Consider the following 11,504-nt stretch of genomic DNA (forward strand, 5'->3'; position numbering starts at 1 on the left):
AATCATTAAATGAATTTGAAAATGAAATTAAGCTTATGGCTAATTTTGGTATTTAATATATCAATATTTGCGCAAGTCGGATATCAAATATCCGGAGTGGTAATAGACGAAGCGGGAATGCCAATTCCTGGAGTGAATGTTATAGTTGCAAACACCACAACTGGTACAGCAACCGATTTTGATGGTCAGTTTCAACTGGCGGTGTCGAACGGAGACGTTTTAAAGTTTTCTTATATAGGTTACATTAGTCAAAGTGTTAACGTAACTGGGCAAAAATCAATTGAAGTAACATTAAAAGAAGATGCCAGTACTTTAGACGAAGTAGTGGTTGTAGGTTATGGAGCTCGTAAAAAATCACATTTAACAGGAGCTATTGCAAAAGTTGGTGGAGACGAGGTAGCGGCGGTACAGGCTGCTCGTGTAGACGATGCTTTAGCAGGTAAGTTACCAGGGGTTTTAATTCAAAACCAAAGTGGTGAACCAGGAGCCGATCCTAAAATTCAAATTAGAGCTGCTTCTTCAGTATCTGGAGATTCTAGTCCTTTAATTGTGGTAGATGGTTTTCCTATTTCAGGAAGTTTAGCAACAGTAAACCCTAACGACATTCAAAGTATGGAAGTGCTTAAAGATGCTGCTTCTGCTGCTATTTATGGGTCGCGTGGTGCAAATGGGGTTATTTTAATTACTACTAAAAAAGGTAAAGCAGGTAAAACAACTTTTAGTTATAATGCCTACACAAGTTTTTCTAGTAAGTATCGCGATAATTTATTATTAACTTCTGGTGAATGGGCAGATATTATAGATACGAATATTGCAAACGGAACGTTCGATGTTTCTGAAGTGGAACAAGATGTACCTGGTTTAATAGATTATAGAATTAATGCTTATAGAAATTCTCCAGATGTTGTTGCTGTTGAAGATTGGTTATTTCAAAACGGACATACGCAAAGTCATGATTTTAGCATGAGTGGTGGTACTGAAAATGTGAATTTTTTCGCATCAATGGGGTATCAAAACACCGAAGGTATTGTGCAAACGCAAGGGTTTGAAAAATTAAATGCAAGACTTAATGTTGATGCTAAATTAGGTGATAAGTTTAAAGCGGGTTTAAGCTTTAATGGTTTTACTTCAGATAGAGATATAGTTGCTCACGATATGAGAGATTTAATGAGGGCTTACAGTATTTCTCCAATTTATCATACAGAAGAATCTATAGCATTTGTACAACAATTAGATGCACAAGCAACTGCTTTAGGGTTAAATAGACAATGGTTTAGTGATGGTGACGATTATACGACTGTTACTGATCCAACAACTTTCGATGCTGGTGCCCGAGGAACTTTGGGGCTAGAGCCATCGAGTATATTCGATTTACAACCAGGAGATTTTGCACACGATTGGCATTATGGTAGACGTGGTAATGGTATTGGTGGTTCTGGTGATGCTGGTCCTGCAGCAAAACTAGATAATGCAAAGCAATGGCAAAAAACCTATTATGCGAACATTAGTTCATATATCCAATACGAAATATTAGAAGGTTTAACCCTTAAAACCGTATTAGGTGGAGATTTAAACGATACTCAAGATTATTACTACCAAGGTGTAATTGCAGATTCAAGAGAACGTTTAAACCAAACTGATTTAGACCAAACCGATTTAAAACGTTTTTCATACTTAAGTGAAACTACTTTAAGTTATGCAAAAGTATTTGGTAAGCACGATGTTTCTGCTGTGGCAGGTTTCGAATTTCAAAATACTTATTTTAAAGGAACTTCTTTAAACGCTACAAACGTGCCATTTGGAGATATCATAAACTACAATTTATTAGCTCCAGAAGATATTACAGTAACCGAAAGAGACGAAACTAGAACCAGACGCAGTGTTTTTGGTAGAGTTAACTATGCTTACGATAACCGCTACTTAGCTTCTGTTTCTGTAAGACGAGATGGCGATTCAAGATTTGGTGTTAACAAACGTTTCGAAACATTTCCAGCACTTTCTGTAGGTTGGAACGTTCATAACGAAGCGTTTTGGGGAGACGATTTTGCAATGAGCTTATTAAAATTAAGATTTAGTACAGGTTCTTTAGGTACTACGTCATTCTTAGGGTCTTACGATTCTTTAAGTTTATTATCAGACACCAGCACTACAGTATTTGGTACGGCTTATTTATTACCAGATAATGTAGCTAATCCAGATTTAACATGGCAAACTAATACAGAAACTAACTATGGTATCGATTTAGGTTTTGTTAACAATAGATTTCGTTTAAGTGTAGATTACTATACTTCAGATATTGAAGATATGCTAATTAACCAAAGTGTTTCAGAAGTTTTAGGAACACCTTCAATTGTATTAAACACAGGAGATGTAAGAAGTTCGGGTGTAGAATTTGAAGCATCTGCAAGTATTGTAAATACTCAAGATTTCTCATGGAGTGTATCTGGAAACTTATCTACTGTTAATACAGAAATTACAGATTTAGGAGGTTTAGAGAGTTTACCGGATCAAATTTACGGACAAAGTGGTAGAGGGCCAGTATTTAGAAACTATGTAGGTGGAGAAATTGGTGAAATGTGGGGTCTAGAAACTATCGGCGAAGTAGAAATGGAACATGTTTACGACCCTACAGCTAATATAGGAATTACTAGTGGCGAATATTATGTTGTAGATCAAGATGGCGATGGTGATATCGATTCTGATGATTATGTTAAAATTGGTCAAAATACACCAGATTTTTACTGGGGTTTCAACACGAATTTAAGATATAAAAACTTTGATTTAGCAATGCAATTCCAAGGAGCTCAAGGTGGTGATGTTTATAACATCGATCCATTATATTATAACTCTCAATGGGGTGGAAGACTACGAGCAAGTTTTGATGCAGATAATGATGGTATTGCCGATCATAACGGACAATTTTATGACAGAGCTCGTGACCAAACAGATGCTTTAGTTCAAGATGCGTCGTATATTGCACTTCGTAATATTACCTTAGGGTATACCATTAACTCGCAATTAATGAGTAAAATTGGTGCTAGTTCGGCTAGAGTTTATGCCGCTGCAACGAACCTTTTATATATCATGGCAGATAATTATACATCATATAACCCAGAGGGTATTAATATGAGTGGTAGTGATTACGCAGGACCAACAACTTCGGGAACTCAAGTAGGAGAAAGCCCAGTAGTAAGAAGTTTTACACTTGGTTTAAACCTTAATTTTTAATTAAAAAAAAATGAAAAGAATATATATCATATTATTAGCATCGCTAGTACTTACTACAGCGTGCAACAACGATTTGGACCAGTTTCCAGATAATATTGCAAGTTCCGACTCTTTAACTAATTTTGAAAGTGTTTTATACGCTGCATATTTTTATCAATTAGGAGGAGCAACACCAATGGCGGTAATGGGCGATTTTAGAGCAGATAATGCCTTAATGCAAGAGGCTCCTTATACAGACTTCGATGAGTATAACTCGAGTTTAGTGTCAATGGAAGATCAATTTTTTGGTCCTTTTTATACAGCAATGTATAAGTCTATTTTAAGTGCAAATATTGTTATTGAAAACTCAGAAGATAGTTCTGATATTGCAGAAGCTAAGTTTTTACGCGCCTTATCTTATTTTAAATTGGTTCGTGTATTTGGTGGTGTAACTATAAATTTGTCTGATGCTCCAAGTACAACAGATACCTCTATTTTAGAAAGAGCTTCATCAGCCGATGTTTATGCTCAAGTAGTTGCAGATTTAATGGATGCTATTGCTGGTTTAGACAATTCTGAAATTTCAACCGGGCGTGCATCGCAACTTGCAGCACAAGCTTTATTAGGAAAAGTGTATGTGCAAATGGGAGAATTTGGTAGTGCAGAAACCTATTTAGCGGCAGCAGTAAATGCAGCATCTGGAGCTGGAATAAGTTTACAAGCAAGTTTCTCTGATATTTTTGGTTCTGCCAACGATTTAAATTCTGAAATAATTTTTGCTTCTCAAGTATCTAGTTCTATAGCAGATGAATACACGTTTGCTTCAGAGTTTACCGATTGGTATTCTGGTGGCGATACGAAATCGCAACAACCGTTAGATTCAGATTTAGCAGATGCTTTCGACGCTGCTGGAGACACAACCAGAAAAGATTTAACCATCGATGGAGCAACTTGTATTAAGTACGGGGGTGCCGATCCAGATCAAGATTGGATAGAATTAAGATTAGCAGATGTAATCTTGTTATACGCAGAAACTTTAAATGAAAATAATAATGCTTCAGGTGCACAATCTGCAACTATTTTAGCATTGTTAGATGATATTAGAACACGTGCCGGATTAGCCAGTTTAGTGGGTACGGCAACCTCACAAGATGACGTAAGAGATGCTATTTTAAACGAAAGACGTTTAGAGTTAGCTTTCGAAGGTCAACGTTGGTTCGATTTGGTAAGAACAGGAACAGTTAACGAAGAAATGGGAGAAACAATTAGTAGCGATTATTATCTATTCCCTTTACCTGTTTCAGAAATAAATTCAACAAACGGGGTAATAACTCAAAATTCGGGTTATTAGACTTGAAAATTTAGCTTGATTTATTTTAGAATATCGAGTTAGTTTAGTTTTTATTGGCTAGCCAGCATTGTTATTGTGGTTTTTGTTGGTTAGCCTTTAAATTTAGCTTTGAATTCCATTAGAATTTGAATAGTTTTACTTAATTTTAACTGGTGTACCAATTTTATTTGTGTTCCAATGAATTTAGAGATTATATCTAAAAATGAAAATCAAGAGATAACGAGTAGAGTAAATAAAATTATTGCTCAAATTAGTGATTTAATAAGTCAGAAACATTTACAGCCAGGAGATAAACTTCCAGCTGAAAGAATTTTGGCAGAAAAATTTGAAGTAAGTAGAAGGTCTTTACGAGTTGCGATTTTAAAATTAGAATCTTACGGAATTTTGGTTTCCATGCCTCAAAGTGGCACTTTTATAGCTAATATTGGTTCTATTGCTATGCAAGGAATGATTGAAGATATTTTAAGTTTGGGTCTTCCAGATTTTAAATCTTTAGTCGAAACAAGAATTTTGTTAGAACTTAAGGCAGTTAGGTTAGCGGCATTAAGACGAACTGATGATGATTTAGCAAGAATAAAAGAAGCTTTAGATGCTCATGAAACAAAATTGCGATCTGGTGAAGATGCCGTTCAAGAAGATTTATTATTTCATTTAGCTATTGCAAAAGCAAGTGGCAATGTTACCATGAATAAAATTATGATTGGTATAACACCTCAAATAATTGTTGATTTTAAAAAGTATCATAAAGATTATGACTCACTAGACGAGTTAAGAATTATAGAACATGCTGAGATTTATGAGGCTATAAAAGAAAAAAATCCGCAACTAGCTAAAGATAAAATGAAAAAACATTTTGCAATGTTATATAAATATTGTTACGATATTGCCGAGGATGTATTTTAAAATAAAAAGTAAAACAATTCAATTTATAAAATAAGAAATGGGAAAATTAGATGGTAAAGTAGCTGTAGTAACTGGTGGAGCAAGAGATATAGGTCGCTCTATTTGTGTGAAATTAGCACAAGAAGGCGCCAAAGTAGTTGTAAACTATTTAAACAGCGAAAAAGATAGAGATACAACTTTAGAGGCTATTAAGGCTGTTGGAGGCGAAGCTATTGCAGTTTATGGCGACGTAACTAAACAAGCAGATATCGATGATATGGTTGCTAAAACTAAAGCTGCTTTTGGCGATAAAGTGGATATTTTAGTAAATAATGCTGGTGGTTTGTTTGGTAGAAGAACAGCCGAAGAATTAGATGAAGATTTTTATAACCTTGTAATGGGAGTTAATTTTAAAGGAACTGTTTTTGTTACTCAAGCTTTTAAAGCTTTAATGAGCGAAGGTGCATCAATAGTAAATTTAGCTTCACAAGCAGGTCGCGATGGCGGTGGTGGAGGTTCGGTGTTATATGCTGCATCAAAAGGTGCGATTATGACATTAACTCGTAACTGGGCTAAAGAGTTCGGGCCACAAGGTATTCGTATAAACGCAGTTTGCCCTGGGTTAATTGGAACAAAATTTCACGACGATTTTACACAAGATGAAGTTAGGGTAAAAGTGGCTGGTGCAACACCGCTTAGAAGAGAGGGACAGCCAAATGAAGTTGCCGATTTGGTGGCTTATTTAGCTAGTGATGAAGCATCATTTCTTACAGGAAATAATGTAGATATTAATGGTGGTTTAGCATTTAGTTAATTTCTGTAATTATCTTTTTTAAAAGCCCGATAAGTATTTATAGCTTATCGGGCTTTTTAATTTTATAGGTATAGACGCTATGCCAATAAGTGCGTGCCGTTCGATAGCTCTACAAAATATACAGAACATGATTTTTTAAATGTATCTTCATATTTTTTGGAAGTGTTGGTTAAAAAAGAGTCACATTTATCTTTATCAATTAAGTTTATGGTACAACCGCCAAAGCCGCCTCCCATCATTCTAGCACCAATTACAACATTGCTAGCTTTAGCTTCATTAACTAAGAAATCTAGTTCGTTGCAGCTAACTTGATATTGTTTAGATAGCCCTTCATGCGATTTATACATAAGTGCACCAAGTAATTTTAAATCGTTGTTTTGCATAGCTAAAGAAGCTCGTTGAGCACGACCATTTTCCTGAATTACATATAATGCTTTTTGATAGTTTTCTTCAGATAAATTAGATTTAATAGTATTTAAATTATGTTCTGAAGCATCTCGTAAAGCACTAATTTTTAATTGTTTTGCAACGTCTTCACAAACGGTGCGTCGGTCGTTATATGCACTGTCAGACAAGCTATGTTTTACATTAGTATTTATTAAAACTAACTGATAATTGTTAAAATCGATTTTAAAAGGTCTGGCATTAATAGATCGGCAATCTAGCAGTAAAGCATAGTCTTTTTTACCAAACATACTGGCGTATTGATCCATGATGCCGCATTTTACACCAACGTAGTTGTGTTCTGCTTTTTGAGAAATAAAAATCATTTCTTCCTTTGTAAGCCCAAGATCAAATAGGTTGTTTAAACCAAAAACAACACTGTTCTCAAGTGCTGCCGACGATGACATACCAGCGCCAGCAGGAATATCCCCTTTAAATATAAGGTTGAAATTTCCAATTACTTTATTTAGTTTTAATAATTCAGCTACAACGCCTAAAACGTAATTTTCCCAGCTTCCTTCTTTTAATGGACTAATATTGCCTATTTCAAACTCTATTTTTGTGTTTTTATCTAAGGCAATAGCTGTACAAAAATTGTTGTTTGTTTTATTTATTGCAGCATAAATACCCTTGTTTACAGCACCAGGAAAGACAAAACCTTCATTATAATCGGTATGTTCGCCGATTATATTTATTCTGCCAGGAGAAAAAATTAAAACAGGTTCTTGATTAAACGTTTTATTAAATTCTTGATTTACGTGGTTAATTATGGCATTGTTCATTTTAAAAAATAAATTAGTCGATGGTGATAGTCCATGTTATTTGTTCGCTTTGGTCTGGGCCTAAAAGTTGTAAACCTATTTGGTTATTAAAACTGTTAGAAACGCCTGTGGTAGGCTCAATAGCAATAGTATTAGGTGCAGGTGGTGTATAAATTTGTAAAAAATTTTGTTTAGCATTGCTGTTAAATTGTAGTTTGTAGGCGGGTGTTTTAAATACAATTTCATCGGAATTTAAAATCCAACAATCATCTAAGGTTTTATTTTTAATTTTAAAATCGGTTTCAGGAGCAGGTTTTACTCCAGAGGTTATGTTGCGATCGTCTAGTTCAATTTTTTCTAAACTGTTAAACGAAATATTACTTTGGTATAAATTTTCACTTGAAAAATAAGGATGCCAACCTAAAGTAAACGGAAAAGTGTTGTTGCTGGTATTTTTAATAATTACGTTTAAACTTACTGTTGTTCTTGTAAAAGTATAGGTAATAGTAATATTATAAGTATATGGAAAAGCTGGGTGTTTTTCCATTTCGGAATAAAGAAGTACAATATGAGCTTCGTTTTCTGAGGCCTTTGTACTTACGATATTAAAGGTTTTATTAAAAACTAATCCGTGTAATGCATTATTATTTTTGGGTTCGTTAATGTCGAATTTATATATTTTACCTTCAAATTTATATTCGCCGTCTTTAATTCGGTTTGCAAACGGAAATAAAATTGATGAAGCGTAGGTGTTCTCATATTTAAGTGGAGCTAAATCCTTTATAATTTGGTTTGCGTTTAAGGTGCATTCTTGTAAACTTGCACCATCGTTTAAATTTATTTTAGCAAATAGTTTTTTATTAGAATGTGCTATTTCTAATATATTTAGAGTTTTATTATGAGAAATTTGAAACATTATAAAGAGCTTCTTAAAATTAGTTGATTTGGGTTTTCTATTTGATTTTGCTCCTTATTTAAAATCATTTCGGCTAAACGTTTGCCCATTTCATTAAAATCTGTAGATATTGTAGTTATTCCGCCTTCTACGAGCTCTTTTAATAAGGTGTCGTTATATGAAATGATGCCAACATCTTTAGCAAGTGAGAGGTTGTTGGATTTTAATTTTTTTAAAATTCGCAGTAAATTTTTATCGTCGGGAATGATGTATAGTTCGCCTTTTTCAGGCGTTTTTTCTAGCAAGGTGGTTTCAATTGAATAATTAAAATCGTGTGCTTCACAAAAATTAATGAAACCATTAATCATACCTTCCGGTTGTTTAGATTTGGTGTTTACTAAAATAAAATGGTTGTATTTTAAAAGAAGTGTTTTAGTTTCATTTAAATTATTAAAAATCGCTTTTTCAAAATTTTGATAGATAGATGGGTAGCTGGACAAATCTTCGTGAAGTTGATCGAGTATATAAACTTTGTCGCTCGGTAAGTTTTTTATTTCTTTATTCGAGTTTTTGAAATTTGCTGGCATGATTACATAATAGTTGTAATCACCTTTGTTATCTTTTATTAATTTTTTAAAAATTGATCGGTTAAAATGATGAAAATAGATCTCAACTTCAATACTATCTTCAAGATGTTTTAAAAAAGAATTGTATAAATCTTCTTTAAATGAATTAAGCTCATCAAACAACAAAAATATTTTTTGAGTTACAGTAACTTGATCGCTAGAAACATAATACCCTTTACCAACAACAGATTGTATAATGCCTCTATTTTTTAATTCGTTAAAGGCCATTAAAACGGTATCTCGAGATAGCTTGTTGTCGTTTTTAATTTGATTTATTGAGGGTATTTGGTCGCCTTTTTTTAGATCGCCCGAAACTATTAATGCTTCAATAGTATTAATAATTTGTTTGTATTTGGGTGTCCCTATTTTCTTTTTAATTTTAATCATAGTGCAGGTTGCAAATCTATAAAATATTTTCAAATCAACCAACTAGTTGGTACTGGTTGGATTTTTAAATTTATTTACTATATTTGCATTACTAATGTTTTTAACAAAAATTTAAGTATTCTAATTTATTAGCGGTAATTTTTGTTATTATTTAATTTAAATATTCTTAAAAATATAAAATTCTAAAAATAAAGGCGTTTGGGTTTTAATGATTTTAACCGATAAAAATATTGTTTCAAGATTAAAAAAAGGCGACTTTGCAGCCTACAAAGTAATGTTCGAGAAGTACTATAAGCCATTATGTGTTTATGCTTTTAAGTATACAGATTCTTATGCTTTGTCTGAAGATATTGTGCAAGACTTTTTCGTTAAATTTTGGGATGATAAACTGTATTTAAAATTAAATAAAAAAATTGGACCTTACTTGTACACTTCAGTAAAAAATAATGCTTTACAAGTTTTAAAAAAACAAAGAAAATTTCACTTTCACGATATAGAAAATGAGGTCGATAAATTAATCACGGTTGAAAATTTTGAAGTAAATAGTCTTGTTTCAGAATACGATAAACTTCATAAAGAGGTAGAGGCTTTGCCTTTAAAATGCCGAGAGGTGTTTAAAGCTATTGTTTTAGATAACCAAAAATATAAAGATGTTGCTTTAAAAATGGGTGTAACTGTAAATACGGTAAAAACCCAGCATTCAAGGGCATTAAAGCAGCTTAGAAACTCACTAGGCTAAATCAAAATAAACTTTTTTTAAAAAAAGTTTAAATTCTTGTCACCCATTTTCACTGTTTAGTAATTATATTAATATAAAATAGTTTTAAGTTAATATAGTATAGTTTCGTGCAAGAGTTTCCTCCACATATTTTTAAGTTAGTTACATCTTATATTAATAATAGTATTAGTAATAGAGAATTTGATGAATTAACGAAATGGATTAATCATAGTCCAGAAAATAGGCAGCTTTTTAAAGACTATTTATACCTGTACAAAAAATCCCGAAGTTTAAAATTTGCAGAATCGCTCGATACAGATAAGGCTTGGAGTAAAACTATCGAAAAATTACAAACGCCAAACGCTTTAAAAATTGAACAAGAAACAAAGCATAAAATAACGAAATCGGGCTTTAAATTTCTTCAAATTTTAAAATATGCTTCAATTTTGGTGGTGTTTATCACGACTGGTTTTTATGTTTATAATAATAATTTTAGTTCGCAACCCGATACTGTAAAAGAATTAAATCAAATTACGCTTCAATTAGAAAATGGAGATATTCAAGTGCTTACAGACGTAAAGGATGAGCACTTATTAAATTCTAAAGGTGAAATAGTAGGTGAGCAAAAAGGGAATAAGTTAACCTATTCTAAAATAAAAAATCAACAGGAGTTAATTTATAATACGCTAACCATACCGTATGGTAAACATTTCGAGATTTCTTTATCCGATGGAACAAAAGTTTATTTAAATGCTGGCTCATCATTAAAATACCCGGTTAACTTTATAAATGGAAGCGAACGAAAAGTGTTTTTAACTGGAGAAGCTTATTTTGATGTAGAGAAAGATGCTAAACATCCGTTTATAGTAAATTCAGGAGAAATGAATGTTAGAGTTTTGGGTACAGAATTTAATTTATCATCGTACCCTGAAGATAAAAACATAAAAACCGTATTGGTAGAAGGAGCAGTAAGTGTTTATAATGCAGAAGATGCTTACACGTCAAGTTCATCTACTAAATTAAGTCCAGGTTTTAAAGCTTCATTTAATAAAGGGAGTAAAACGGTTTCGGTAAAAAAAGCCGATTTAGATATGGAAACCGCTTGGGTAAAAGGAAGAATAATTTTTAGAAAAACCTTGTTTAGCGACATTATAAAAAAATTGGAACGACAGTATAATGTCTCTATCGAAAATAATAATCTCGAAATTGGTAATCAGCGATTTGCAGCGTCGTTCGATAACGAAACTATTGAAGAAGTTTTAGAGTCGTTTAATACTAACTTTAATATTGATTATACCATAAAAGAAAATAAAATAATAATCCATTAAAATTTTAATTGCCTATGATGTAATTAACTGAAAATTAATTTCAAATAATAATAACTATCTCCTTGGAATGCGCGAGTGTAGTCCAAAAAAA

Annotated in this window: 9 protein-coding genes; 6 read left to right on the plus strand and 3 right to left on the minus strand. The window is 32.7% G+C overall.

The genetic code is table 11. The features are described from left to right. Positions 1-21 precede the first annotated feature (21 nt). From LG651_RS06160 to LG651_RS06175, 4 genes are all read left to right on the plus strand, one after another. Positions 22-3,228, plus strand: coding sequence for a SusC/RagA family TonB-linked outer membrane protein (locus LG651_RS06160; protein ID WP_226695255.1), 3,207 nt, complete (start codon positions 22-24; stop codon positions 3,226-3,228). Positions 3,229-3,238: 10 nt separating this feature from the next. Next, on the plus strand, positions 3,239-4,558 hold the full coding sequence (locus LG651_RS06165) for a RagB/SusD family nutrient uptake outer membrane protein (protein WP_226695256.1): 1,320 nt from the start codon (positions 3,239-3,241) through the stop codon (positions 4,556-4,558). A 177-nt stretch (positions 4,559-4,735) separates the two neighbouring features. Then, positions 4,736-5,461, plus strand: a complete 726-nt coding sequence (locus LG651_RS06170; RefSeq protein WP_226695257.1) for a FadR/GntR family transcriptional regulator — start codon at positions 4,736-4,738, stop codon at positions 5,459-5,461. A 37-nt stretch (positions 5,462-5,498) separates the two neighbouring features. Next, entirely contained in the window at positions 5,499-6,254 is a 756-nt protein-coding gene (locus LG651_RS06175; RefSeq protein ID WP_226695258.1) for an SDR family NAD(P)-dependent oxidoreductase, read from the plus strand. A 77-nt stretch (positions 6,255-6,331) separates the two neighbouring features. Here LG651_RS06175 and galK read toward each other — a convergent pair whose 3' ends face one another. From galK to LG651_RS06190, 3 genes are read right to left on the minus strand one after another with little or no spacing between them, the layout of a single operon-like run. After that, on the minus strand, positions 6,332-7,480 hold the full coding sequence (gene galK, locus LG651_RS06180; protein WP_226695259.1) for a galactokinase: 1,149 nt from the start codon (positions 7,478-7,480) through the stop codon (positions 6,332-6,334). A 13-nt stretch (positions 7,481-7,493) separates the two neighbouring features. Beyond that, a complete protein-coding gene (locus tag LG651_RS06185; RefSeq protein ID WP_226695260.1) occupies positions 7,494-8,375 on the minus strand; it encodes an aldose 1-epimerase in 882 nt (293 codons plus the stop codon). Continuing rightward, positions 8,375-9,367 carry a GntR family transcriptional regulator gene (locus LG651_RS06190; RefSeq protein ID WP_226695261.1) on the minus strand — a complete coding sequence of 331 codons (993 nt, stop codon included), beginning with the start codon at positions 9,365-9,367 and terminating at the stop codon, positions 8,375-8,377. Before LG651_RS06190 ends, LG651_RS06185 begins: the two co-directional genes overlap by 1 nt. A gap of 208 nt (positions 9,368-9,575) precedes the next feature. On the opposite strand from LG651_RS06190, the gene LG651_RS06195 reads away from it, so the two are divergent. Both LG651_RS06195 and LG651_RS06200 read left to right on the plus strand, forming a co-directional pair. Then, the gene (locus LG651_RS06195) at positions 9,576-10,106 is read left to right on the plus strand and encodes an RNA polymerase sigma factor (RefSeq protein WP_226695262.1); all 531 of its coding nucleotides are present in this window, start codon (positions 9,576-9,578) and stop codon (positions 10,104-10,106) included. Positions 10,107-10,213: 107 nt separating this feature from the next. After that, positions 10,214-11,413 carry a FecR family protein gene (locus LG651_RS06200; protein ID WP_226695263.1) on the plus strand — a complete coding sequence of 400 codons (1,200 nt, stop codon included), beginning with the start codon at positions 10,214-10,216 and terminating at the stop codon, positions 11,411-11,413. The last annotated feature ends 91 nt before the right edge of the window (positions 11,414-11,504 follow it).

It is taken from the genome of Neotamlana sargassicola, from assembly GCF_020523965.1.
Taxonomy (GTDB): Bacteria; Bacteroidota; Bacteroidia; order Flavobacteriales; family Flavobacteriaceae; genus Neotamlana; species Neotamlana sargassicola.

What these genes read in the sequence shown, in the direction of transcription:
- LG651_RS06185 (WP_226695260.1), bottom strand. Translation starts at nt 8,375, where the DNA reads ATGTTTCAAATTTCTCATAATAAAACTCTAAATATATTAGAAATAGCA.
- LG651_RS06160 (WP_226695255.1), top strand. Translation starts at nt 22, where the DNA reads ATGAAATTAAGCTTATGGCTAATTTTGGTATTTAATATATCAATATTT.
- LG651_RS06170 (WP_226695257.1), top strand. Translation starts at nt 4,736, where the DNA reads ATGAATTTAGAGATTATATCTAAAAATGAAAATCAAGAGATAACGAGT.
- LG651_RS06175 (WP_226695258.1), top strand. Translation starts at nt 5,499, where the DNA reads ATGGGAAAATTAGATGGTAAAGTAGCTGTAGTAACTGGTGGAGCAAGA.
- LG651_RS06165 (WP_226695256.1), top strand. Translation starts at nt 3,239, where the DNA reads ATGAAAAGAATATATATCATATTATTAGCATCGCTAGTACTTACTACA.
- LG651_RS06195 (WP_226695262.1), top strand. Translation starts at nt 9,576, where the DNA reads ATGATTTTAACCGATAAAAATATTGTTTCAAGATTAAAAAAAGGCGAC.
- LG651_RS06190 (WP_226695261.1), bottom strand. Translation starts at nt 9,367, where the DNA reads ATGATTAAAATTAAAAAGAAAATAGGGACACCCAAATACAAACAAATT.
- galK (WP_226695259.1), bottom strand. Translation starts at nt 7,480, where the DNA reads ATGAACAATGCCATAATTAACCACGTAAATCAAGAATTTAATAAAACG.